At 72.2% G+C, this 21896-nt stretch carries 21 protein-coding genes and 1 tRNA gene; 10 read left to right on the top strand and 12 right to left on the bottom strand.

The annotated features are described in order from the left end of the window. Nucleotides 1–21 precede the first annotated feature (21 nt). Nucleotides 22–1008 carry a magnesium/cobalt transporter CorA gene (corA, locus tag DJ476_RS28755; protein ID WP_112491876.1) on the top strand — a complete coding sequence of 329 codons (987 nt, stop codon included), beginning with the start codon at nucleotides 22–24 and terminating at the stop codon, nucleotides 1006–1008. 39 nt (nucleotides 1009–1047) lie between these two features. Here the strand turns inward: corA and DJ476_RS28750 are convergent, their stop codons facing one another. Together DJ476_RS28750 and DJ476_RS28745 are read right to left on the bottom strand one after the other, a co-directional pair. Next, the gene (locus DJ476_RS28750) at nucleotides 1048–1836 is read right to left on the bottom strand and encodes a hypothetical protein (protein ID WP_103418400.1); all 789 of its coding nucleotides are present in this window, start codon (nucleotides 1834–1836) and stop codon (nucleotides 1048–1050) included. A 234-nt stretch (nucleotides 1837–2070) separates the two neighbouring features. Then, nucleotides 2071–3120 (bottom strand): LLM class F420-dependent oxidoreductase, encoded by a 1050-nt coding sequence (locus DJ476_RS28745; RefSeq protein ID WP_019766110.1) that lies wholly within the window; start codon nucleotides 3118–3120, stop codon nucleotides 2071–2073. 137 nt (nucleotides 3121–3257) lie between these two features. Here DJ476_RS28745 and DJ476_RS28740 point away from each other — a divergent pair, with 137 nt between their 5' ends. Both DJ476_RS28740 and DJ476_RS28735 read left to right on the top strand, forming a co-directional pair. Further along, nucleotides 3258–4241, top strand: a complete 984-nt coding sequence (locus tag DJ476_RS28740) for an aldo/keto reductase (protein ID WP_103418401.1) — start codon at nucleotides 3258–3260, stop codon at nucleotides 4239–4241. Then, nucleotides 4238–6565 carry a helix-hairpin-helix domain-containing protein gene (locus DJ476_RS28735; protein ID WP_112491875.1) on the top strand — a complete coding sequence of 776 codons (2328 nt, stop codon included), beginning with the start codon at nucleotides 4238–4240 and terminating at the stop codon, nucleotides 6563–6565. The genes DJ476_RS28740 and DJ476_RS28735 overlap by 4 nt, the downstream gene beginning before the upstream one ends. A gap of 54 nt (nucleotides 6566–6619) precedes the next feature. On the opposite strand, the gene DJ476_RS28730 is transcribed toward DJ476_RS28735, so the two are convergent. Further along, nucleotides 6620–7282 (bottom strand): hypothetical protein, encoded by a 663-nt coding sequence (locus tag DJ476_RS28730; RefSeq protein WP_103418702.1) that lies wholly within the window; start codon nucleotides 7280–7282, stop codon nucleotides 6620–6622. A gap of 47 nt (nucleotides 7283–7329) precedes the next feature. Between DJ476_RS28730 and DJ476_RS28725 the strand changes: the two genes are divergently transcribed. After that, nucleotides 7330–7518: a DUF5703 family protein gene (locus DJ476_RS28725; protein ID WP_029394995.1), complete on the top strand. Its 189-nt coding sequence runs from the start codon at nucleotides 7330–7332 to the stop codon at nucleotides 7516–7518. Nucleotides 7519–7664: 146 nt separating this feature from the next. Here the strand turns inward: DJ476_RS28725 and DJ476_RS28720 are convergent, their stop codons facing one another. The 3 genes from DJ476_RS28720 to DJ476_RS28710 all read right to left on the bottom strand — a co-directional run bounded on the left by DJ476_RS28720 (nucleotide 7665) and on the right by DJ476_RS28710 (nucleotide 10308). Beyond that, nucleotides 7665–8459, bottom strand: a complete 795-nt coding sequence (locus DJ476_RS28720) for a chaplin (protein ID WP_103418701.1) — start codon at nucleotides 8457–8459, stop codon at nucleotides 7665–7667. Between the two features lie 137 nt (nucleotides 8460–8596). Beyond that, on the bottom strand, nucleotides 8597–8830 hold the full coding sequence (chpH, locus tag DJ476_RS28715; RefSeq protein ID WP_015607544.1) for a chaplin ChpH: 234 nt from the start codon (nucleotides 8828–8830) through the stop codon (nucleotides 8597–8599). Nucleotides 8831–8973: 143 nt separating this feature from the next. Further along, nucleotides 8974–10308 (bottom strand): M20/M25/M40 family metallo-hydrolase, encoded by a 1335-nt coding sequence (locus DJ476_RS28710; RefSeq protein ID WP_070204721.1) that lies wholly within the window; start codon nucleotides 10306–10308, stop codon nucleotides 8974–8976. Nucleotides 10309–10492: 184 nt separating this feature from the next. On the opposite strand from DJ476_RS28710, the gene DJ476_RS28705 reads away from it, so the two are divergent. Together DJ476_RS28705 and DJ476_RS28700 are read left to right on the top strand one after the other, a co-directional pair. Further along, nucleotides 10493–10580: transfer RNA gene (locus DJ476_RS28705), tRNA-Leu, on the top strand. Nucleotides 10581–10644: 64 nt separating this feature from the next. Then, on the top strand, nucleotides 10645–11583 hold the full coding sequence (locus tag DJ476_RS28700; protein WP_112491874.1) for an RluA family pseudouridine synthase: 939 nt from the start codon (nucleotides 10645–10647) through the stop codon (nucleotides 11581–11583). A 12-nt stretch (nucleotides 11584–11595) separates the two neighbouring features. Here DJ476_RS28700 and DJ476_RS28695 read toward each other — a convergent pair whose 3' ends face one another. The 3 genes from DJ476_RS28695 to DJ476_RS28685 all read right to left on the bottom strand — a co-directional run bounded on the left by DJ476_RS28695 (nucleotide 11596) and on the right by DJ476_RS28685 (nucleotide 14082). Then, nucleotides 11596–12225, bottom strand: a complete 630-nt coding sequence (locus DJ476_RS28695; protein WP_112491873.1) for an MBL fold metallo-hydrolase — start codon at nucleotides 12223–12225, stop codon at nucleotides 11596–11598. Continuing rightward, entirely contained in the window at nucleotides 12225–13310 is a 1086-nt protein-coding gene (locus tag DJ476_RS28690) for an S-(hydroxymethyl)mycothiol dehydrogenase (RefSeq protein WP_103418699.1), read from the bottom strand. Before DJ476_RS28690 ends, DJ476_RS28695 begins: the two co-directional genes overlap by 1 nt. Before the next feature lie 70 nt (nucleotides 13311–13380). Beyond that, on the bottom strand, nucleotides 13381–14082 hold the full coding sequence (locus DJ476_RS28685; RefSeq protein WP_070204717.1) for a FadR/GntR family transcriptional regulator: 702 nt from the start codon (nucleotides 14080–14082) through the stop codon (nucleotides 13381–13383). A 139-nt stretch (nucleotides 14083–14221) separates the two neighbouring features. Here DJ476_RS28685 and DJ476_RS28680 point away from each other — a divergent pair, with 139 nt between their 5' ends. Both DJ476_RS28680 and DJ476_RS28675 read left to right on the top strand, forming a co-directional pair. After that, nucleotides 14222–14731, top strand: a complete 510-nt coding sequence (locus DJ476_RS28680; RefSeq protein WP_053561871.1) for a gluconokinase — start codon at nucleotides 14222–14224, stop codon at nucleotides 14729–14731. Nucleotides 14732–14742: 11 nt separating this feature from the next. Beyond that, nucleotides 14743–16140 carry a GntP family permease gene (locus DJ476_RS28675; protein WP_070204716.1) on the top strand — a complete coding sequence of 466 codons (1398 nt, stop codon included), beginning with the start codon at nucleotides 14743–14745 and terminating at the stop codon, nucleotides 16138–16140. Between the two features lie 111 nt (nucleotides 16141–16251). Here DJ476_RS28675 and DJ476_RS28670 read toward each other — a convergent pair whose 3' ends face one another. Beyond that, the gene (locus DJ476_RS28670) at nucleotides 16252–17832 is read right to left on the bottom strand and encodes an APC family permease (protein WP_103418698.1); all 1581 of its coding nucleotides are present in this window, start codon (nucleotides 17830–17832) and stop codon (nucleotides 16252–16254) included. A gap of 77 nt (nucleotides 17833–17909) precedes the next feature. After that, on the bottom strand, nucleotides 17910–18881 hold the full coding sequence (locus tag DJ476_RS28665) for a hypothetical protein (protein WP_112491872.1): 972 nt from the start codon (nucleotides 18879–18881) through the stop codon (nucleotides 17910–17912). A gap of 203 nt (nucleotides 18882–19084) precedes the next feature. Between DJ476_RS28665 and DJ476_RS28655 the strand changes: the two genes are divergently transcribed. Next, nucleotides 19085–19510 (top strand): ASCH domain-containing protein, encoded by a 426-nt coding sequence (locus DJ476_RS28655; protein WP_103418695.1) that lies wholly within the window; start codon nucleotides 19085–19087, stop codon nucleotides 19508–19510. Between the two features lie 99 nt (nucleotides 19511–19609). On the opposite strand, the gene DJ476_RS28650 is transcribed toward DJ476_RS28655, so the two are convergent. Then, nucleotides 19610–21262 carry an FAD-binding dehydrogenase gene (locus DJ476_RS28650; RefSeq protein WP_112491870.1) on the bottom strand — a complete coding sequence of 551 codons (1653 nt, stop codon included), beginning with the start codon at nucleotides 21260–21262 and terminating at the stop codon, nucleotides 19610–19612. Between the two features lie 120 nt (nucleotides 21263–21382). Between DJ476_RS28650 and DJ476_RS28645 the strand changes: the two genes are divergently transcribed. Further along, a complete protein-coding gene (locus DJ476_RS28645) occupies nucleotides 21383–21892 on the top strand; it encodes an NUDIX domain-containing protein (RefSeq protein WP_103418693.1) in 510 nt (169 codons plus the stop codon). Nucleotides 21893–21896: the final 4 nt, after the last annotated feature.

The following is a 21896-nucleotide window of genomic DNA, read 5'->3' as shown; positions in this document are numbered from 1 at the left end:
CTGACCTCCCGAGGATGCCGAATGATCGTGGACTGTGCCATCTACCAGGACGGCCGCCGGACCGAGGGGCCCGGCGACTTCTCCGAGGCCCTCGCGCAGGCGCGGAGGTCCGGTGACGCCTTCCTCTGGATCGGCCTGCACGAGCCGGCCGAGGAGGAGTTCGGCCGGGTGAGCCAGGAGTTCGGGCTGCACCCGCTCGCGGTGGAGGACGCGCTCCGCGCCCACCAGCGGCCCAAGCTGGAGGTGTACGACGACTCCCTGTTCGCGGTGCTGAAGCCGGTGGTCTACGAGCCGCACCACGACACGGTGAGCGCCGACGAGCTGATGATCTTCATCGGGGACTCGTTCGTGGTGACGGTCCGGCACGGGGAGAGCGCCCCGCTCACGGATGTCCGCCGCCGGCTGGAGGCGGAGCCGGAGATCCTGGCGCACGGGCCGACGGCGGTGCTGTACGCGATCAGCGACGCGGTGGTGGACCACTACATCGACGTGGCCGGGGAGCTCCAGGTGGACCTGGAGGAGCTGGAGACCGAGGCCTTCGCTCCGAGCGGGAGCGGCGGCTCCTCGAACACGGCGGCGCGCATCTACACGTTCAAGCGGCAGGTGCTGGAGTTCCGCCGGGCCACCGGTCCGCTGACGGCGCCGATGACCCGGCTGGCGGGGGCCGGGGTACCGTTCGTCCACCAGGAGGCGCAGCCGTTCTTCCGTGACGTCGCCGACCATCTGACCCGGGTCAACGAGCAGGTGGAGGGGTTGGACCGGCTGCTGTCGGACATCCTCTCGGCCCATCTCGCGCAGATGGGGGTGCGGCAGAACGACGACATGCGGAAGATCTCGGCGTGGGCGGCGATGGCCGCCGTACCCACGATGGTCGCGGGCATCTACGGCATGAACTTCGACCACATGCCGGAGCTGCACTGGGCGTGGACGTACCCGTTGGTCATCCTGTTCATGACCGTGGCGGTGCTGGGCCTGCACCGCCTGTTCAAGCGGCGCGGCTGGCTCTGAGCCCGTACGGAGCCCCGGAATCCGGGAGTCCCCGCCGGGTCACGCGAACTCCGGTTCCGGTACGGCCCGGCCGCCCAGGGCGTCGCGGCGCTCGGGCATCTCCAGGCTCACCATGCGCCGCCAGCCGCCGAGGCGCTCGTACGCGTACACGGCGTGGATCCCGGCCGCCAGCGCCAGGGCCTTGGGGCGCGGCCAGCCCAGCAGCCGTCCCATGTGGTCCATCACCGCGAGGCTGACGTCGCGGTAGACCTTGATCTCCGCGAGGGCGCACTCGCGCATGGTCCGCTGGATGGTGCGGCCGTGGCCCTCCCGGGCGAGCCGCAGCAGCTCCTCGTGACAGTAGGCGAGGTGGTTGTCCTCGTCGTCGGAGATCATCCGCACCGCGCGCCCGATGTCGGGGTGGTCGGAGAAGTACCGGCCCAGCAGTTGCATCTGTTCGGACGCGCGCTGTTCGGTGATCCGGCTGTGGGCCAGATAGGTGATGATGTCGCGCTCGGTGAGCCGCTCGTCGCCGCGCAGCCGGGAGTGGGCGAGGCCGATGCCCTGCTGCTCCAGGAGCATCGTGTAGTCGGTCTCCGGCGGGACGTCGGCCGGCCGGAGCCCGCGCTTCTTCAGGAGGGCGTTGAAGATCCGGCCGTGCTTGTCCTCGTCTGCGCCGTGGCGGACGATCCGGGGCGCCAGGGAGCGGCGGCTCTCCGGGACCAGCGCGGCGATGCGGGCGTTCTCCCAGCCGCCCTGGGACTCCCCGCTGGCGGCGATGGAGCAGAAGAGCCGGTAGGCCTCGTCGTCGTCCAGGATCTCCTGGAACAGGCTGCGGGCTGAGAGCATGAGCGCCACCTCCGTGCCGGACCCCCCGGAACGGTCGCCGCGGGGCAGTCGTGCGCAGAGCAGCAGTCAAAGGCGCCGGGGCGCGGTCGGCAACCGGAGCAACCCGGAGCGACGGAGGGGGCGGCGGCGAGGGCCCGGCGTAACCCCGGGGCGCGCGGCGCGTTGTTCCCGGTGACGGCCGTGGCGGGGAAGACCCCCGAGCCCCCACCACGGCCGTAGTGCTCCCCGGAGGTGTTACGCGAGTCCGGAGCGCTCCAGGGCGTCGGTCCCGGCGCGCAGGGCGGTGAGCCGCTCCTCCAGGGTGAAGCCGGCGGGGGCGAGGTTGAGCGTGGTGACCCCGGCGGCGGCGTACGCCTGCATCCGCTCCGCGATCCGCTCGACGGGGCCGAGCAGCGCCGTCTGGTCGATCAGTTGGTGCGGTACGGCGGCCGCCGCCCCGGCCTTGTCGCCGTCCAGGTACTTGTCCTGGATCTCGGCGGCCTCCTTCTCGTACCCCATGCGCTGGGCGAGCTGGTTGTAGAAGTTCTGCTTCCGGCTGCCCATCCCGCCGACGTACAGGGCGGTGTACGGGCGGAACATGTCCGCGAGCCCCTTGACATCGTCACCGACGGCGAGCGGGAGCGTCGGGGAGACGTCGAAGCCCTCCATGGTCTTCCCGGCCTTCTCCCGGCCCGCGCGCAGATAGGAGATCGCGGTCTCCTCCAGATGGTCGGCGGAGGGGAAGATCAGCAGGGCGCCGTCGGCGATCTCGCCGGTCTGCTCCAGGTTCTTCGGGCCGATCGCGGCGATGTAGAGCGGGATGTGCTCGCGCTCCGGGTGGACGGTGAGCTTGATCGGCTTGCCGGGGCCGCCGGGCAGCGGGAGCGTCCAGTGCTCGCCCTCGTACGAGAGCCGCTCGCGGGTCATCGCCCGGCGGACGATCTCGACGTACTCGCGGGTGCGGGCCAGCGGCTTGTCGAACTTGACGCCGTACCAGCCCTCGGAGACCTGCGGGCCGGAGACGCCGAGGCCGAGCCGGAAGCGGCCGCCGGAGAGCGAGTCCAGGGTGGCGGCGGTCATCGCCGTCATGGCGGGCTGGCGGGCCGGGATCTGCATGATCGCGGAGCCCACGTCGATGGATTCGGTCTGGGCCGCGACCCAGGTCAGGACGGTCGGCGCGTCGGAACCGTAGGCCTCGGCGGCCCAGCAGACGTCGTAGCCGAGCCGGTCGGCCTCCTGGGCGACGGCGAGGTTGTCGCCGTCCATGCCGGCGCCCCAGTAACCGAGATTGATGCCGAGCCGCATAGCCGCTCCCCTTACTGATCAGTAACGTCCCGTCCCGGGGACTCTAGCGCGGGTGAGGTCGATCCGGCAGGCCCGCGCGACCTCCCGTTGTCCACAGGCTTCCACTCGGTGGGGCCATGGCCAGTAATCTCGCGCCCATGGAGCAGAGGCATCTCGGCCGCACCGGCCTACGCGTGTCCCGGATCGGGCTCGGCACCCTCACCTGGGGCCGGGACACGGACGAGCACGACGCCGCCGACCAGCTCAAGGCCTTCTGGGACGCGGGCGGCACTCTGGTGGACACCGCCGACGTGTACGGGGGCGGCGAGGCCGAGCTCATCCTCGGGCAGTTCCTGGACAGCCTCGTGCCCCGGCAGGATCTGGTCATCTCCACGAAGGCGGGCAACGTCCCCGACCCGTACCGCAGGGTCAACGGCTCGCGCGGGCATCTGCTGGCCGCCCTGGACGCCTCGCTGGAGCGGCTCGGCACGGACTACGTGGATCTGTGGCAGGTCCACGCCTTCGACCCGCAGACCCCGCTGGAGGAGACGCTCCAGGCGGTGGACCTGGCCGTCTCCTCGGGCCGGGTCCGCTACGCGGGCGTGTCGAACTTCTGCGGCTGGCAGCTGGCCAAGGCCGCCACCTGGCAGCTCGCCGCGCCCGGGGTGCGCACCCGGCTGGCCAGTACGCAGATGGAGTACTCGCTGCTCCAGCGGGGCATCGAGCGGGAGGTGCTGCCCGCCGCGCTGGACCTCGGGATCGGGGTGCTGCCGTCCTCGCCGCTGGGGCGCGGGGTGCTGACCGGCAAGTACCGCCAAGGGACCCCGTCCGACTCCCGGGGCGCCTCCGAGCTGCTGGCCCCCTTCGTCGAGCCCTATCTCGACGACGCGGCGGCCCGGATCACCGACGCGGTGGCGACGGCGGCGGACGGGCTGGCGACGAGCCCACTGCATGTGGCGCTGGCCTGGGTGCGGGACCGCCCCGGGGTGGCCGCCCCGATCGTCGGCGCGCGCAACGCCGCGCAGCTCACCGAGGCGCTGTCAGTGGAGACGCTTACTCTTCCCTACGAGATCTGCCAGGCGCTCGACGATGTGTCGGCGCCCGTGCACCGCTATCCCGACCAGGACTGGAGCACGCTGTGACTGCGCTTCCCGGGGAGACCCCCGGCACCGCCGGCACGGACACACCGGAGGGCGACGCGCCCACGGAGGCCACCGACGCCGAGGCCCCCGCGCACACCGAAGCGCCCGACGCCACCGACGCCGAGGCCACGGAGGCCGGGGCCTCCGCTGCTGAGACCGGCGAGGTCGCGGAGGCTTCCGCCGATGAGGCCACCGGGTCCGCCGAGGCCACCGAGGGCGCCGGTGACACCGCGGGCGCTTCCGCCGGCGGGGAAGAGGACGCCGCCGCGCCCGCGCTCTCCGAGGCGCAGGCCGAGCTGGCCGCCCAGCGGGAGCTGCGCGAGCGGATCGCCCAGCGCAAGGCGGCCAAGGACGGCCCCGTCGCCGCCGGTACGAAGCTGAGCGGCACCGCGGCCGACCTGCTCGCGGCCGTCCGGGCCGTGGAGAGCGGCCAGAAGACGGGCACCGAGTTCTTCGACTCGCACCTCGGCACGCCCACGCCCCGCCGCGCCGCCCCGGCCCCCGCCGTACAACCCCGGCGCCCCGATCCGGCCGCCGCCCCCGTCGAGCGCCCCGCCGCCTCCCCCGAGGCCGTGGACGCGGTGCGGGCGGTCCTCACCGAGGGCGGGGCCCCGGAGGCGCTGGCCCGCCCGGCCACCGGGGCGCTGGGCGAACAGGCCGCCGAGCTGCTGCGCGCCGACCCCTGGCAGCTGCTGGCCGTCCCCGGCGTCCGGCCCGAGCAGGCGGACGGCTTCGCCCGGGCCCTGCTCGGCGCCGGCTGCGGCCCGGACGACGAGCGCCGCACGGCCGCCCTGGTCGGGTGGGTGCTGGAGCGCGCCGCCCTCCAGGGGCACACGGCGCTGGACGCCGAGGCCGTACGGGCGGCGCTCGCCGAGCGGGCGGTGCGCGACCCGGACGGGGCCGTGCGCCACGCCGTGGAGGAGGGGGTGGCCCTGGTCTTCCAGGAGGGCGCGGAGGCCGGGTTCGAAGGAGAAGAGGACGTGGAAGCCGAGGCCCCGGCGGAAGGGGGCGCCCCCGAGGGCGGGGAGACCGAGGCGCCGGAGCCGGTCCAGGTGCTGCTGGGACTGGACCGCTACGCGCTGGCCGAGGAGAGCCTCGCCGACGGCCTGGCCCGCCTGCTGAACGCCTGCGAGAAGGGCGCCGACTGGGCGGAGGCCGCCGCTGCCGCGCCCTCCCCCTCCGCCGCCGAGCTGATCCGTACGGCGGCCACCGCCGGGCTCGTCGTCCACAGCGGCGGTGAGGCGGCCCGGGCCGAGCCCGCCGCCCTGATCGCCGCGGCGCGGGGCCTGGGGCTGCGGGCCCTGGGCGCCGCCCACAGCGAGGACGGCCGCCGCAGACTGGCCGGGGCCATCGGCGCCCCGGAGGCGGCGGTCACCCTGGCCGGGCTGCTCTCCGGCACCGAGGGCCCCGGCCGGGACGAGGACGGGGCGCTCGCCCTGGACCTGCTGGTGGTGCTGGACGCCCCGCAGCTGGACGTGGAGGGCGCGGCCGTCCTCGTCGAGGCGCTGGCGGACGGGGCCCGGCTGGTGCTGAGCGGTGACCCCGGGGTGCTGGGTTCGGCGGGGGCCGGGCGGGTCTTCGCCGATGTGCTGGCCGCACGCGCGTGCCCGCAGGTCGTCTCCCGTACACCGGACCCGGGCCCTATCGGGGAGCTGGTCTCCGGGATCGGCATCGGGGAGCTGAACCAGGTGGCGGCTCCCGGCAAGGAGGTGGTGATCGTCCCCGTCAGCGACGCGGGCGAGGCGGTCCACCGTACGGTGCAGCTCGTCGCGGACTCGGTGCCCCGGGCCTTCTCGATCCCCGCCGCCGACACCCAGGTCATCACGGTCGGCCACGGCGGCGCGGCCGGGACCCGGGTGCTCAACGAGGCCCTGAAGCAGCGGCTCAACCCCGGTCCCGGCCGGTTCGGCGGGTTCGACCCGGGCGACCGGGTGGTCCATGTCCCCGCACCCGGCCGTACGGTGCCCGGGGTGGTGCGCTCGGCCGACGCGGAGGGGCTGCATCTGGACTGCGGCGGCACCCCCGTCGTCGTACCGCAGGAGCGGGTGGAGGCGGTGGTGCGGCACGGCTGGGCGCTCAGTGCCCACCAGGCGGCCGGAATGCGCTGGCCCGCCGCGGTGGTGGTGCTGCCGGGCGACGCGGCGGCGGGGCTGAGCCGCCCGTGGGTCTACACCGCGTTCGGCCGGGGCGAGCGGCACCTGTCCGTGGTGCACGGGGTGGACCAGGCGCTCCCGCACGCGGTGGCGCAGGTCCCGGCCCAGGAGCGGACGACCCGGCTGCGCCCTCTCCTGGAGGCGCTCCCGACGCCCGACGCGGCTTCCTGATCAGCACACGCGAGCGGGCCCCGGCGCACCACTGCGCCGGGGCCCGCTGCCCTGTCATGCGCGGCCGGCCGCCGGCTCGTCCAGCTCCTCGTCCAGCTCCTCCTCGTCGAAGACGGCGCTGACGTCGAAGCGGCAGACCACCAGCTCGGGGTCGGCGTCCTCGAAGGGGGCGGCGAGCCACTCCCCCGGCTCCGGGAGCGCCTCGGCGGCGGAGACCCAGAGCGTGGAGTCGCCCTCCTCCAGGCCGAACTCCTTGTGCCGGGAGGCGATCTCGTCGGGTTCGTACTCCCCGAAGAGCATGCCGAGCGCGGCGTGGACGCTGGTGCCGACCACCGGGGTGGTGGAGCCGTTCGCGCCGGGTCCTTCGTCGAGGTCGGCGAGGCGCTGTGCCTGGGCGAGCAGCCGCTGGGGTTCCGCGACCGCGTAGTCGCGCCGGATCAGCACGCTCAGCGCGCTGGGTTCGGCGGGTCCGGCGTAGGGCGGCAGGGAGTCGTCCGCGCCGGGGATCTCGAAGGGGGTGACCTCGTCGTAGCGGTCGTAGAGGAGTTCGTCGTAGACCTCGGCAGCGGCGGCCAGTGAGTTGAACGCTTCGTAGACGGCGGGGTCGTCGTCCCCGGTGCGGCGTTCGACCGCGTCGAGGTGACGGTCGATCGCGGCTTTGACCGCCTCGGCGGCGGCACGTACCTCGGCAGCGGTGGGCTGCGCAGCATCAGACATAGTGCAGACGCTATCCGTACCGGGGCTCTGCCCGCACAATAGATGCGATGCCGGAATACGAATTTGTCGACGTGTACGTGCCGCGCGGAGTCACCCGCCAGGAAGCGGCCCGACTCCTGACCGACCACGCCGAGTACGGACACTGGGAACTGGACCGTCTGACGCTGCGCCTGGACGGCAGTCGGAGAGTGCGGCTGCGTCGGCGGATCATCCGTCAGCTGCGAGCCACCTGGTGACACCACCAGCCGCCCGATGTCACGGGTCTCCGGTGACCCGGGCGTCCGACGAGAGATGACACGGGAACGGGCCCCGCGGGTCGCGGGGCCCGTCCGTGTTCGCCTGCTCGCTTTCCGTACCGCTGTTCCCGGCGTACGCGCCCGGGTCAGGCGGCGCTGCGGGAGCGGCGGTAGAGCACCGATCCCAGGCCGGCCAGCATCAGTCCGGCGCTGGCCGGGATGAGCATCTCCATGCCGCCCGCGCCGGTCTGGGCGAGCTGCTCCTCCGGGTCGAGCTGGGGCTCGGGTACGTTCGGCTCGGGCGGCTGGTTGGCCGGCGGGTCGACCGGCGTCTCCGGCGTGACCGGGGGCTTCTGCGGCTCCTCCGGCGTCGGGGGCGGCGGAGGCGGCGTGGCGTCGTTGGAGCAGCTGTTGCCGAAGGTCGGGTTCAGCAGCCCGATCACGGAGACGCTGTTGCCGCAGACGTTCACGGGGACGCTGACCGGCGCCTGGACCATGTTGCCGGAGAGGATGCCGGGCGAGCCCTGCGCGACCCCTTCCGCACCGGCCCCGCCCGCCCGGTGACGGCCCGTGCCGGGCTCGCCGGTCCGGTCGGTGGCGGTGATGTCCCCGGCCTGGGCCGTGTTGCCGGCCTGGGCCCCGTCGGCGGAGCCGCCGCCGATACGGTTCTGCGTGCCGGAGCCCTGGCTCGACGCCGCCGACCCGTTCTCGCAGTCGTTTCCGAACGTCGGGTTGATGAGACCGCCGACGGTGACCGAGTTGCCGCAGACGTTGACCGGGATGTCGATCGGGACCGAGACCGAGTTCCCGGACAGCACGCCCGGTGAGCCGGTGGCCGTCGAGGCCGCCCCGGCGTCGGCGTGGGCGTAGCCGCCACTGAGAGCGAGGACCCCGCCCGCCGCCGCCATGGTGATCAGGCCTTTACGAGTGACCTGTCGCATAGGTTCGTTTCCTGCCTTCTGCCTTCCGAAAAACCCCCGGACATGACCGTGCGGGAGCCGAATGCCGAACGGTCCCGGAGTGCATGGCACGCACTCCGGGACCGACCGAGCTCAAACCCTTACGGGTTGACGCAACGTCACGCGTTGACGCAGGTGTTGCCGAAGGCGGGGTTCAGCAGCCCGATCACGGAGACCGTGTTGCCGCACAGGTTGATCGGCACGTGGACCGGGACCTGGACGACGTTGCCGGAGAGCACACCGGGGCTGCCGATGGCCGCACCCTGGGCGCCCGCGTCGGCGGAAGCCATGCCCGCACCCGCGAGAACGAGGCCACCGGTGGCAGCCGCAACTGCGACGACCTTCTTGATCATGATTCCTCCTAGTTGGAAAGTGCGGTCCCAGCCGCGGACCGCAAACCTTGTAACGAGGAGGGGGGAGCGGGGCTACGTGTGAACGGCTCGTTTCACTCTTTCGATCACATACGCACAGGCAGGCGAATTATCGACGGGACCGGTCAGCTGTGGTCGATGAACCGGTCGAGCACCCGCACGCCGAACTGCAGGCCGTCGACCGGGACGCGCTCGTCGACGCCGTGGAACATCCCGGCGAAGTCCAGCTCCGGGGGCAGCTTCAGCGGGGCGAAACCGAAGCCCCGGATGCCCAGGTCGTCGAAGGACTTGGCGTCGGTGCCGGCCGAGAGCATGTACGGCACGGCACGGGCGATCGGGTCCTCCGCGACCAGAGCGGTCTGCATGGCGTCGACCAGGGCCCCGTCGAACGTGGTCTCCAGCGCCTTGTCCGCGTGCACGTCCTCGCGCTTCACCCGGGGGCCCAGGATCCGGTCCAGGTCGGCGAGGAACTCCTCCTCGTACCCCGGCAGGAACCGGCCGTCGACATGGGCGGTCGCCTGGCCCGGGATCACGTTGACCTTGTAGCCCGCGCCGAGCTGGGTCGGGTTGGCGGTGTTCTGGAGGGAGGCGCCGATCAGCTTGGCGATGCCGCCGAGCTTGGCGAGCGTCTCGTCCATGTTCTCCGGGTCCAGCTCGGTGCCGAGCGCGTCCGACAGCTCGTCGAGGAAGTGCCGCAGCGTCTTGGTGACCCGCACCGGGAACTTGTGCCGCCCCAGCCGCCCGACCGCCTCGGACAGCTCCGTGATCGCGTTGTCCTTGTGGATCATCGAACCGTGCCCGGCGGTGCCGTCCACGGTGAGCTTCATCCAGTGCATGCCCTTCTGGGCCGTCTCCACCAGATAGAGCCGCAGGTTCTCGTTGACGGTGAACGAGAACCCGCCGACCTCGCTGATCGCCTCGGTGACGCCCTCGAAGAGCCCCGGGTGGTTGTCGACCAGATACCGGGCCCCGTACGTCCCGCCCGCCTCCTCGTCCGCGAGGAAGGCCAGCACGATGTCGCGCGGGGGCTTGCGGCCGGTGCGCATCCGCTCCCGTACGACCGCGAGGGTCATCGCGTCCATGTCCTTCATGTCGACGGCGCCCCGGCCCCAGACACAGCCGTCCGCGATCTCCCCGGAGAACGGGTCGTGCGTCCAGTCGGCCGCGTTGGCCGGGACCACGTCGGTGTGCCCGTGGATGAGCAGGGCGGGCCGGGAGGGGTCCTCGCCCTCGATGCGCGCGACGGTGGAAGCGCGGCCCTTGTGCGACTCGAAGATCTGCGGCTCGAGACCGACCTCGGCGAGCTTCTCCGCCACGTACTCGGCGGCGAGCCGCTCACCGGGGCCCGAGTGGTCGCCGTAGTTGCTGGTGTCGATCCGGATCAGGTCACGACAGAGGTCCACGACCTCCCTCTCGGCGTCCCCGACGCCGACGGCCTTGCCCGTGCTGCTCTCGCTCACGCTGCTTCCTTCCGCTGTCGCTGTGGTGCTCCTTCCCATCCTCCCGCGCCCACGTCCCACACCCAAGGCCGTGCATCGCCCGTCACGCACCGTTCACAGCCATCGGGGCGTGATCGAGCACCCTCGAATGTTTGCTATGGTTTTCCACGTCGGAACGGGCACGGGCCCGCGAGACAGACACCTTGTCCGGGTGGCGGAATGGCAGACGCGCTAGCTTGAGGTGCTAGTGCCCTTTATCGGGCGTGGGGGTTCAAGTCCCCCCTCGGACACCAGCGGGAGCCCCACTTCGGTGGGGCTCTTTTGCGTCACCGGGCCGGAGGCCGGAGAGGGGCGAGGATGAGGGGCCGCAGGAAGGCGTCCGCCGGGCCTCTCCCCCAGCGGGACGGGATCGATGCCGTACGGGTGCGGTTGCCGGAGGATCCGGGCGGGGCGTGGTCCACGGTCGGGGAGTACCTGGTCGCGCGGTTCGGTGGGGCGATCGGGGCGGAGCGGGTCGCGGCGATGCTCGACGCGGGGCGGTTCGTGGGGGCCGACGGAGTGCCGGTGCGGGGCGGTGAGCCGTATGCCGCCGGGCTGTCGCTCTGGTTCCACCGGGACTTCGCTCCCGAGGAGCCGGTGCCCTTTCCCATCGGGATCGTGTACCGGGACGCGCATCTCGTGGTCGCGGACAAGCCGCACTTCCTCGCCACCACGCCCCGGGGGCGGCACATCACACAGACCGCGGTGGCCCGGCTGCGGCGGGAGCTGGGGGTGCCCGCGCTGCAGCCCGCGCACCGGCTGGACCGGCTGACGGCGGGGCTCGTGCTCTTCGTGGTGCGGCCGGAGGAGCGGGGCGCGTACCAGACGCTGTTCCGGGACCGGCTGGTGCGCAAGGAGTACGAGGCGGTGGCCCCGTACGACCCGGAGCTGGCCCTTCCACGGACCGTACGGAGCCGGATCGTGAAGGAGCGCGGAGTGCTCGCCGCCCGGGAGGTGCCGGGCGGGGCGAACAGCGAGAGTCACGTGGAGCTGGTGGAGCACCGGGGTGCGCTGGGGCGTTACCGGCTGGTGCCCGCCACCGGGCGGACGCATCAGCTGCGGGTCCATATGAACGCGCTGGGGGTGCCGATCGTCCACGATCCGCTCTATCCGGTGGTGGAGCCGGAGGGGGCCGGGGAGGACTGGGACCGGCCGTTGCAGTTGCTGGCGCGGCGGCTGGAGTTCACCGATCCGGTCAGCGGGGAGCCGCGCCGCTTCGTGAGCGGGCTGCGGCTCTCCGCCTGGCCGGAGGGGTGAGGCTCCACCTGCTCAGTGGCCGCGCTTGATCCAGTCGTCGAGCTGCGGGGCCTCGGCGCCGATCGTGGTGGGGTCGCCGTGGCCCGTACGGACCGTGGTGTCGCCCGGGAGTGTGAGCAGCCGGTCCCGGATCGAGTCGATGATCGTGGGGAACGACGAGAAGGAGCGGCCGGTGGCGCCCGGGCCGCCCTGGAAGAGCGTGTCCCCGGTGAAGACCGTGGCCAGCTCGGGGGCGTAGAGGCAGACCGCGCCGGGGGCGTGGCCGGGGGTGTGCAGGACCGTGAGGGTGATCCCGGCGATCTCCAGTTCCTGGCCGTCGGTCAGTTCGGCGTCGGGGGCGCGGTCCGGGTGGGTCTGCTGCCACAGCTCCCGGTCGGCCGGGTGGAGCAGGATCGGGGCGCCGGTGGCCTCCGCGAGGGCGGGGGCGGCGTCGATGTGGTCGTTGTGCGCGTGGGTGCAGACGATGGCGCGCAGCGTACGGCCGCCGAGCGCGGCCTCGATGGCGGTGGCGTCGTGGGCGGCGTCGATGACGATCGCCTCGGTGTCGTCACCGACGATCCAGACGTTGTTGTCGACGTCCCACTCGCCGCCGTCGAGGGCGAAGGTGCCGGAGGTGACCAGGTGGTCGATGCCGGCGGTCATCAGAAGACCACCACCGAGCGCAGGACGTTGCCGTCGTGCATCTTGGTGAAGGCCTGCTCGACATCGCCCAGGCCGATGGTCTCGGTGACGAAGGCGGCGAGGTCCAGGCGGCCCTGCTGGTGGAGGTCGACCAGCATCGGGAAGTCCCGGGAGGGCAGGCAGTCGCCGTACCAGGAGGACTTGAGCGAGCCGCCGCGGCCGAAGACGTCCAGGAGCGGGAGTTCGAGCTTCATGTCCGGGGTGGGGACGCCGACGAGGACGACCGTTCCGGCCAGGTCGCGGGCGTAGAAGGCCTGTTCGTACGTCTCCGGGCGGCCGACGGCCTCGATGACGACGTCGGCGCCGTTGCCGTCGGTGAGGGCACGGATCGCCTCGACGGGGTCGCTGGTGCGGGAGTTGACGGTGTGGGTGGCGCCCATCGCCCTCGCCGTCTCCAGCTTGCGGTCGTCGATGTCGACCGCGATGATCTTCGCCGCTCCGGCGAGCCGGGAGCCGGCGATGGCCGCGTCACCGACGCCGCCGCAGCCGATGACGGCGACCGAGTCGCCGCGGCCGACCTGGCCGGTGTTGATGGCGGCGCCGATGCCCGCCATCACGCCGCAGCCGAGGAGTCCGGCCACCTCGGGGGCGACCTCGGGGTCGACCTTGGTGCACTGGCCGGAGGCGACGAGGGTCTTCTCCGCGAAGGCGCCGATGCCGAGGGCGGGCGACAGCTCCGTGCCGTCGAGCAGCGTCATCTTCTGCTGGGCGTTGTGGGTGTCGAAGCAGTACCAGGGGCGGCCGCGCAGACAGGCGCGGCACTGGCCGCACACAGCACGCCAGTTGAGGATGACGAAGTCACCGGGGGCGACATCCGTGACGCCCTCGCCGACGGACTCCACGACGCCCGCCGCCTCGTGGCCGAGGAGGAAGGGGAACTCGTCGTTGATCCCGCCCTGCTTGTAGTGCAGGTCGGTGTGGCAGACACCGCACGCCTGGATCTTCACGACGGCCTCTCCGGGGCCGGGGTCCGGAATCACGATCGTCTCGACCCTGACCGGCTCGTTCTTCCCCGGTGCGATGACCGCCTGCACCTGCTGTGGCATAACCCTGCTCTCCCTGCTCCCGCGCTTCGCGAAGATCGAACGCGGACCACCGTACGCCTCGGGAGACCTTCTACGGGGCGAGGACGTCCAGTTCGTGCAGGGCGCCGACCGCGATCTCCTTGGTGATGCGCTCGGCCGCCTCCGGGTCGCCCTCGCGGACCGCTTCCGCGAGGCGTACGTGGAGGGTGACGGCGGCGGGGTCGGGGTCCTCGAACATCACCTGGTGGTGGGTGCGGCCCGCCAGGACCTCCGCGACCACGTCCCCGAGGCGGGCGAACATCTCGTTGCCGGAGGCGTTGAGCACGATCCGGTGGAAGGCGATGTCGTGTTCGAGGTAGCCCTCCAGCTGCTGGCCCCGGGAGGTGGCGACCATGCCGAGGGCGCGTTCGGTCAGCTCGGCGCACTGCTCGGCGGTGGCGTGGCGGGCGGCGAGGCCCGCCGCGACCGGCTCGATGGCGGAGCGCAGGACCGTGAGGGAGCGCAGCTGGCGGGGGCGGTCGGCGCCGGCCAGCCGCCAGCGGATGACCCGGGGGTCGTACACGTTCCACGTCTCGGTGGGGCGGACGGTCACCCCGACCCGGCGGCGGGACTCGACCAGGTGCATGGATTCCAGGACCCGGACCACTTCGCGGATCACCGTACGGGAGACGTCGAAGCGCTGGGCCAGCTCGTCGGTGCGTAGCACGCTGCCGGGCGGGCACTGGCCGGAGGTGATCTCCAGACCCAGGGTGTCCAGCACATGTGTATGCAGCCCCTGGCTCTGTGTGGTCATGGGTCAAGCCTACGGGGCGGCCCTCGGGAACAAAAAGTACGACGTATGTGTCACAGACTCTTGAATAAGTCGTACCTAATAGGTTTCAGTAGCGCGACGGACCGATGTCGAAGACGACAGCGAGACAGCGAGGCACCCCATGAGCACCCCCCACGTCGTCGTGGTGATGGGCGTAGCAGGAACCGGCAAGACCACGATCGGTCCCCTGCTCGCCGCCGAACTCGGCGTTCCGTACGCCGAGGGCGACGACTTCCACCCTCCGGCCAACATCGAGAAGATGTCGGCCGGTACCCCCCTGGACGACGACGACCGGTGGCCGTGGCTCGATGCCATCGGTGAGTGGGCGCGCGGGCGGGCGGGGCTCGGCGGGGTGGTCTCCAGCTCGGCGCTGAAACGGTCGTACCGCGACCGGCTGCGGGCCGGGGCGCCCGACGCGCTCTTCCTGCATCTGACCGGCGACCGGGCGCTGATCGAGGAGCGGATGGCGGACCGCAAGGGCCACTTCATGCCCACCGCGCTGCTCGACTCCCAGTTCGCGACGTTGCAGCCGCTCCAGGCCGACGAGGCCGGGGTGGATGTCGATGTGTCCGGCACCCCTGAGGAAATCACCCAGCGAGCCGTCGCCGCGCTGCGGCGGCTCGAAGACTAAGGACCACCACCGTGACCAGTCTCAGCGTCGAGATGCTGGCAGCGGACGCCGCCGAACCGATCACTTCGGCAGGCAACGCGCAGTTGGGCATCGCCGTCCTGGCGGGCATCGCCGTCATCGTTCTCCTGATCACCAAGCTCAAGATGCACGCGTTCCTGGCGCTGACCATCGGTTCGCTGGCGCTCGGCTCCTTCGCGGGGGCGGCACCGGCCGACACGATCGCCAGCTTCACCGCGGGCCTCGGCTCCACCGTCGCGAGCGTGGGCGTGCTCATCGCGCTCGGCGCCATCCTGGGCAAGCTGCTCGCGGACTCGGGCGGGGCGGACCAGATCGTCGACACCATCCTGGCGAAGGCGAGCCGGGGGGCCATGCCGTGGGCGATGGTCCTCATCGCCTCGATCATCGGGCTGCCGCTCTTCTTCGAGGTCGGGATCGTGCTGATGATCCCGGTGGTGCTGCTCGTCGCCAAGCGCGGCAACTTCTCCCTGATGCGGATCGGCATCCCGGCGCTGGCCGGGCTCTCCGTGATGCACGGGCTGATCCCGCCGCACCCCGGCCCGCTGGTCGCGATCGACGCCCTGGACGCCAACCTCGGGGTGACGCTGGCGCTCGGTGTGCTGGTCGCCATCCCGACGGTGATCATCGCCGGTCCGGTCTTCTCCCGGTACGCCGCGCGCTGGGTGGACATCGAGCCGCCGGAGAAGATGATCCCGCAGCGCCCCTCCGAGGAGCTGGACCGCCGTCCGAGCTTCGGCGCCACCCTGGTGACGATCCTGCTGCCGGTCGTGCTGATGCTGCTCAAGGCGCTCGTCGAGATCGTCGTCGACGACCCGGAGAACGGGTTCCAGCGGGTGACGGACGTGATCGGTTCGCCGATGATCGCGCTGCTCGCCGCCGTGCTGCTGGGCATGGTCACCCTCGGCCGGGCCGCCGGGTTCACCCGGGGCAGGCTCGCCGGGACCGTGGAGAAGTCGCTCGCCCCGATCGCGGGCATCCTGCTGATCGTCGGCGCGGGCGGTGGCTTCAAGCAGACGCTGATCGACGCCGGGGTGGGCCAGATGATCCTGGACTTCTCCGAGAACTGGGCGATCCCCGCGCTGCTGCTCGGCTGGCTGATCGCCGTCGCGATCCGTCTCGCCACCGGCTCGGCCACCGTCGCCACCATCTCCGCCGCCGGTCTGGTCGCCCCGCTCGCGGCCGACATGTCGACCTCGCACGCGGCCCTGCTGGTGCTGGCCATCGGTGCCGGTTCGCTCTTCTTCAGCCATGTGAACGACGCCGGGTTCTGGCTGGTGAAGGAGTACTTCGGGATGGACGTCGGGCAGACCGTGAAGACCTGGTCGGTGATGGAGACGATCATCTCCGTGGTGGCCATCGCCTTCATCCTGCCGCTGTCGTTGCTGCTGTAGCCGCTTCCGTACGTACGCGAGAACGCCCGCCCCGGTGCCGTACCGGGGCGGGCGTTCCTCTTCGCGTACGCGGCCGGGGCGGGCGGCTCCTTCCGCGTACGTACGGAGTGGTCAGCGGCGGCCCGACTCGCTCTCGGCCGCCTTCTCCAGCTGGAACGCCTCGTTGCCCAGCCCGATCCGGGCGTGCACCTCGGGCTTGACCCTGCGCAGCACCGCCCCGTAGACGAGACCGCCGACGAGGGCGAGGACGATCACGCCGGGCAGCAGCCAGTTGAGGGTCGAGCCGGAGCCGGAGCCCACGAGGACGTCGAAGTCGCGGACGGTGAAGACGGCGATCGACAGCAGCCCGATCCCGGCGAGTCCGGAGGCGACCAGGCGCGGGGCCTGGACGCGGCCCGCACCGCGCTTGACGAAGAACGCGATGACGGCGAACGAGGCGGCGGCCATCAGCAGGATCACGCCGAGCGCGCCCACGTTGCCCATCCAGGTGAAGAGGCGCAGGACGGGGACGGTGGGGTCGCCGATGTGGTTGTCGTCGCTGAGGGCGAAGGCCAGGACGATCACCACGGAGATGACGGACTGGAGCAGCGAGCCGATGACGGGGGCGCCGCTCGCCCGGTTGGTGCGGCCGAAGCGGGCGGGCAGCAGCCCCTCGCGGCCCATCGCGAACCCGTAGCGGGCGACCACGTTGTGGAAGCTGAGGAGCGCCGCGAAGATGCCGGTGACGAAGAGGATGTGCAGGACGTCGGTGAAGGTGGAGCCGAGCCGGGTCTCGGTGAGCCCGAAGAGCATGCCCGGGCCCTCCTTCAGGGAGGTGTCCGCGATGGAGGCCGGTCCGACGGCCACGGTCAGGGCCCAGGAGCTGAGGGCGAGGAAGACCGCCGCGTACCCGACGGCGAGGAACATCACCCGGGAGACCACGATCTGCGGGCGGCTCGTCTCCTCCGCGTAGACCGGTGCCTGCTCGAAGCCGACGAACGCGGCGATGCAGAAGCAGAGCGCGGTGGAGAGCCCGGCGCCGGTGAGGGTCTCGGGGTTGAACGCCTGGAACGAGAGCCCCTCGGGGCCCGGTTCGGAGACGGCCGCGATGTCGAAGACCACGACGAGCACGCACTCGATGACCAGCAGGACGCCGAGCACCTTGGCGTTGAGGTCGATCTTCAGCCAGCCGAGGACCCCGACGACGACCACCGCGATGAGCGCGGGTATCCACCACTGCACGTCGATACCGGCGTACGTGGAGAGGATGACGGAGACCTCGAAGCCGAGGATCCCGTAGATGCCGACCTGCATCGCGCTGTACGCCACCAGCGCCACCAGCGAGGCACCGGCACCGGCCGTCGGGCCGAGGCCGCGGGCGATGTACGCGTAGAAGGCCCCGGCGTTGTGGACGTGCCGGCTCATCTCCGCGTAGCCGACGCTGAACAGCATCAGGACGGCGCCGAGGATGACGAAGAGCAGGGGCTGTCCGACGATGCCCATCACGCCGAAGACCGTGGGCATCACCCCGGCGACCACCATCAGGGGGGCGCTGGCGGCGAGCACGGAGAGGAGCAGGCCGGGGGTGCCGAGGCGGTCGGCGCGCAGGGCGCGCTCCTCCCCCTTGTAGGTGTTGATCCCGCCGGTGTCGCCGGTCCGCCGGGTGGTGCCGGTCTGCCGGGTCGTGCCTGGAGATGAACTGCCCGTCGACATGGCGGAGGTGGTCCCTTCTTCGGTCCTGGGTGCGTGATCGATTGGTGCTCGGCAGTCGTGGTCGGGGGGACGCTTGGTCAGGGCGCGCCGAGTGCGTGGTCGCGGGCGGCGGTGAACGCGGTGTACGGGTCCTGGCCCGCGTACGACCAGGGCGCGGCCGTGGCGTACGGGCCGATGCGGTGGAAGAGGGCGGCGGCCTCGGCGGTGCGGCCCTCGCAGACCTTGGCGTGGGCCAGGAAGTTGAGGTCGACGTGGTGGCGGGGGTGGTCCTCGCGCTCCCATTCCAGCCACCAGTCGAAGGCGGCCTTCATCACCTGCCGGGCTCGCCGCCCCGACCAGTGCCCGGAGGCGACGGGGTCGTCCGGCTCGCTGCCCGCCGCCACGAGGACGCGGTAGCGCTCGGCGTGGGCGACCACCGGGAGGACGGCGAGCGGTGAGTCGGCCGGGGCCTGTTCGGCGGCCCAGGCGGCGAAGTCGTACACCTCGTGGAGCGGGTCCTGCCCGCTGTCGGGGCGGCTCTCGGCCAGTTGCGCGGTCATCACGTGGTGGGCGTGGTGGTGCTCGGGGTGGCGGGAGCGGACCTCCTCGAAGAGCCGGCCGGTCTCGTCGCCGCCGTCCTCGCGGCCCCGGTCCAGGAGGAGCAGGGCGAGCCACGGGGTGGGGTCGTCGGGGGTGAGCCGGGCAGCGGCGAGACACGCCTGCCGGGCGCGGGCCGCCTCGTCGGCCTTGGCCTTGGTACGCAGGGCCCGTACGGCACGGGCGCAGCCGAGGAGGGTGGCGGCGTCGGCGCTCTCGGGTTCGGCGAGCAGCCAGTCACCGGCCCAGTCCGCGGCGGAGGGGATCTCCGCGAGGCAGAGGAGGCGGTGCCCCCGGCGGTCCCAGTCCTTGCCGGTCGCCACCAGCAGGGTGCGGGCCTCGCCCCACCGCCCCTGGGTGAACTGGGCGCGGGCGTCGATGAGTTCGAGGTCGTCCAGGGCCGGGTCGAAGGCGTGGTCCGAGCGGCCGCCCCGGCGGCGGGAGCGGCCCAGGGGCGGCGGAGGCGGGGACATGCCGCAGACTTCTTTCGACGCGGTGTGCGAGCGGATGATCGCGCACAGCAAAGCGGTAGGGGACGCTCCAAGTCAAGGGGAGGTCTACACCAACTCTGCTCCACTCATGGAGAGTTGGCTGGAAGTCATCGGGGCGGGCGGGGCGTTCCCGCAGGCCGCGGCGGGGTGGGCGGGGTCGGGGTGACACCTGACACACTGGAGGCATGGAGCCTCGTGAACCCCTGAAACCCTTCCTTCTCGCCTTTCCCGGGCCGCTCCGCGACCGGCTGGTGGCGGCGGTCCTCTCCGGCGAGAAGGTGTCCACCTCCGGGCTGCTGGCCGAGTACGAGCTGGAGCAGGAGGAGCTTCCGCCGGTGGGCGAGCGGTCCGCGCTGATCGATTCGCAGGGGCGGGAGGTGGCGGTGATCGAGGTGACCGACGTACGGGTGCTGCCGCTGGGGGCCGTCGATCTGCAGCACGCGCTGGACGAGGGTGAGGGGTACACGTCGGTGGCGGAGTGGCGGGCGGGGCATGAGCGGTTCTGGCACGGGGAGGAGATGCGGGAGGCGTTGGGGGATCCGTCGTTCACCGTGGACGACGGGACGTTGATCGTGGCGGAGCGGTTCCGGGTGGTGGAGCGGTTGGGGTGACCGCGGGGCCAGGTTCGTCCGCAAGGCGCGGGCGGGCCTTCGGCCGGGTGAGGCTTCGGGGCGCTGCCCCGGACCCCGCTCCTCGATCGCCGGAGGGGCTCACAGTGCTCGCGCCGCCGCCCTGCCCGCCGCCCTCCCCGAGAAGATGCAGCCGCCGAGGAACGTGCCCTCCAGGGAGCGGTAACCGTGGACTCCGCCGCCGCCGAAGCCTGCCGCCTCGCCCGCCGCGTACAGGCCCGGCAGCGGGGTGCCGTCGGGGGTGAGGACCTGGGAGGAGAGGTCCGTCTCCAGGCCGCCCAGGGACTTGCGGGTCAGGATGTTGAGGCGTACGGCGATGAGCGGGCCCGCCGCCGGGTCCAGGATGCGGTGCGGTTTCGCCGTACGGATGAGGCGGTCGCCCAGGTAGGCGCGGGCGCCGTGGATGGCGGTGACCTGGAGGTCCTTGGTGAAGGGGTTGACGATCTCGCGGTCGCGGGCGGTGATCTCGCGGCGCAGCTCGGCCGCGTCGATCAGGCCGTCGCCCGTCACCGCGTTCATGCCCCGGACCAGGGCGTCGAGGTCCTTCTCCACCACGAAGTCCGCCCCGTGGTCCATGAACGCCTTGACCGGTGCGGGCACGTCCGCGCGGGCCCGGCCGATCACGTCCCGTACCGACTTGCCGGTCAGGTCGGGGTTCTGCTCGGAGCCGGAGAGGGCGAACTCCTTGCCGATGATCCGCTGGTTGAGCACGAACCAGGTGTAGCCGTGGCCCGACCTCATGATGTGTTCGAGGGTGCCGAGCGTGTCGAAGCCGGGGAAGAGCGGGACCGGCAGCCGCTTGCCCCGGGCGTCGAGCCAGAGGGAGGAGGGGCCGGGCAGGATGCGGATGGCGTGCTTGGCCCAGATCGGGTTCCAGTTCTCGATGCCCTCGGTGTAGTGCCACATCCGGTCCCGGTTGATGTGGTGGGCGCCCGCCTCCTCGGCGATGCCCAGCATCAGGCCGTCGACATGGGCGGGGACGCCGGAGAGCAGCTTCTCGGGCGGGGTGCCGAGCCGCTCGGGCCACTGGGCGCGGACCAGGTCGTGGTTGCCGCCGATGCCTCCGGAGGTGACGATCACCGCCTGGGCCTTCAGCTCGAAGGTGCCGGTCGCCTCCCGGCTGCTGGCGGTGCCGCGCGCGGCACCGCTCGGCTCCAGGATCTCGCCGGTGACCGTGTCCAGCGCCCCGGCAGTGCGCGCGAGACCGGTGACCCGGTGGCGGAACCGCAGCTGGACGAGCCCCTTGGCGACGCCCGCGCGGACCCGCCGCTCGAAGGGGGCGACGACGCCGGGGCCGGTGCCCCAGGTGATGTGGAAGCGGGGTACGGAGTTGCCGTGGCCGGTCGCGTCGTAGCCGCCGCGCTCCGCCCAGCCGACGACCGGGAAGATCCGCAGCCCCTGCTGGTGGAGCCAGGAGCGCTTCTCACCGGCCGCGAAGTCGACGTACGCCTCGGCCCACTTCCTCGGCCAGTGGTCCTCCTTGCGGTCGAACCCGGCGGTGCCGTACCAGTCCTGGAGGGCCAGCTCCCGGCTGTCCTTGATCCGCAGCCGGCGCTGCTCCGGCGAGTCGACGAGGAAGAGGCCCCCGAAGGACCAGTGGGCCTGCCCGCCGATCGACTGCTCGGGCTCCTGGTCCAGGAGGATCACGGAACGGCCCGCGTCGGCCAGTTCGGCGGTGGCCACGAGTCCGGCGAGCCCTGCCCCGATCACGATCACATCAGCGTCGTACGCCATCGGTTCCATCCTGTCGGGAAGGGGCGGGGAGGGGCACCGGGGTGACAAGTTACCCGTGCGTCAGATCTTGGGTACCGGCCGCTGCCACGTCAACCACCCGGGTGCTGTTGGATGAAACGCATGACGCCTTCTGACGAGACCCTGGACATCGTCGACGAGAACGACGAGGTCGTCGGGCAGGCCCCGCGCGGCGAGGCGACCGCCCGGGGGCTGCGCCACCGCTGCGTCTTCATCGAGGCGCGGGACGCCGAGGGGCGGGTCTTCGTCCACCGCCGCACGGCGACCAAGCTGCTCTTTCCCTCGTACTACGACATGTTCGTCGGCGGGGTGGTGGGCGCGGGCGAGTCCTACGACGAGGCGGCGCTGCGCGAGGCGGAGGAGGAGCTGGGGGTCTCGGGGCTGCCGGAGCCCGAGCCGCTGTTCCGGTTCCTCTACACCGGTGGGAAGCACTCCTGGTGGTCGGCGGTCTACCAGGTGCGGTGCGAGCTTCCGGTCTCGCCGCAGGTCGAGGAGGTCGCCTGGCACGCCTTCCTGGACGGTGCGGAGCTGGAGGAGCGGCTCGGTGCGTGGCTGTGGGTGCCGGACGGGGTGGAGGCGTACCGGCGGCTCAAGGAGTTCCGGGCGCTCTGACCTC

Origin of the sequence: Streptomyces bacillaris, from assembly GCF_003268675.1 — a bacterium.
GTDB lineage: Bacteria > Actinomycetota > Actinomycetes > Streptomycetales > Streptomycetaceae > Streptomyces > Streptomyces bacillaris.
The sequence above is the reverse complement of the archived record's forward strand: the minus strand, read 5'-3'. Positions and strand labels throughout refer to the sequence as shown.

Coding starts and splice junctions, on each gene's coding strand:
- corA (WP_112491876.1), top strand. CDS start 22: ATGATCGTGGACTGTGCCATCTACCAGGACGGCCGCCGGACCGAGGGG.
- DJ476_RS28750 (WP_103418400.1), bottom strand. CDS start 1,836: ATGCTCTCAGCCCGCAGCCTGTTCCAGGAGATCCTGGACGACGACGAG.
- DJ476_RS28745 (WP_019766110.1), bottom strand. CDS start 3,120: ATGCGGCTCGGCATCAATCTCGGTTACTGGGGCGCCGGCATGGACGGC.
- DJ476_RS28740 (WP_103418401.1), top strand. CDS start 3,258: ATGGAGCAGAGGCATCTCGGCCGCACCGGCCTACGCGTGTCCCGGATC.
- DJ476_RS28730 (WP_103418702.1), bottom strand. CDS start 7,282: ATGTCTGATGCTGCGCAGCCCACCGCTGCCGAGGTACGTGCCGCCGCC.
- DJ476_RS28725 (WP_029394995.1), top strand. CDS start 7,330: ATGCCGGAATACGAATTTGTCGACGTGTACGTGCCGCGCGGAGTCACC.
- DJ476_RS28720 (WP_103418701.1), bottom strand. CDS start 8,459: ATGCGACAGGTCACTCGTAAAGGCCTGATCACCATGGCGGCGGCGGGC.
- chpH (WP_015607544.1), bottom strand. CDS start 8,830: ATGATCAAGAAGGTCGTCGCAGTTGCGGCTGCCACCGGTGGCCTCGTT.
- DJ476_RS28700 (WP_112491874.1), top strand. CDS start 10,645: ATGAGGGGCCGCAGGAAGGCGTCCGCCGGGCCTCTCCCCCAGCGGGAC.
- DJ476_RS28695 (WP_112491873.1), bottom strand. CDS start 12,225: ATGACCGCCGGCATCGACCACCTGGTCACCTCCGGCACCTTCGCCCTC.
- DJ476_RS28690 (WP_103418699.1), bottom strand. CDS start 13,310: ATGCCACAGCAGGTGCAGGCGGTCATCGCACCGGGGAAGAACGAGCCG.
- DJ476_RS28685 (WP_070204717.1), bottom strand. CDS start 14,082: ATGACCACACAGAGCCAGGGGCTGCATACACATGTGCTGGACACCCTG.
- DJ476_RS28680 (WP_053561871.1), top strand. CDS start 14,222: ATGAGCACCCCCCACGTCGTCGTGGTGATGGGCGTAGCAGGAACCGGC.
- DJ476_RS28670 (WP_103418698.1), bottom strand. CDS start 17,832: ATGTCGACGGGCAGTTCATCTCCAGGCACGACCCGGCAGACCGGCACC.
- DJ476_RS28665 (WP_112491872.1), bottom strand. CDS start 18,881: ATGTCCCCGCCTCCGCCGCCCCTGGGCCGCTCCCGCCGCCGGGGCGGC.
- DJ476_RS28655 (WP_103418695.1), top strand. CDS start 19,085: ATGGAGCCTCGTGAACCCCTGAAACCCTTCCTTCTCGCCTTTCCCGGG.
- DJ476_RS28650 (WP_112491870.1), bottom strand. CDS start 21,262: ATGGCGTACGACGCTGATGTGATCGTGATCGGGGCAGGGCTCGCCGGA.
- DJ476_RS28645 (WP_103418693.1), top strand. CDS start 21,383: ATGACGCCTTCTGACGAGACCCTGGACATCGTCGACGAGAACGACGAG.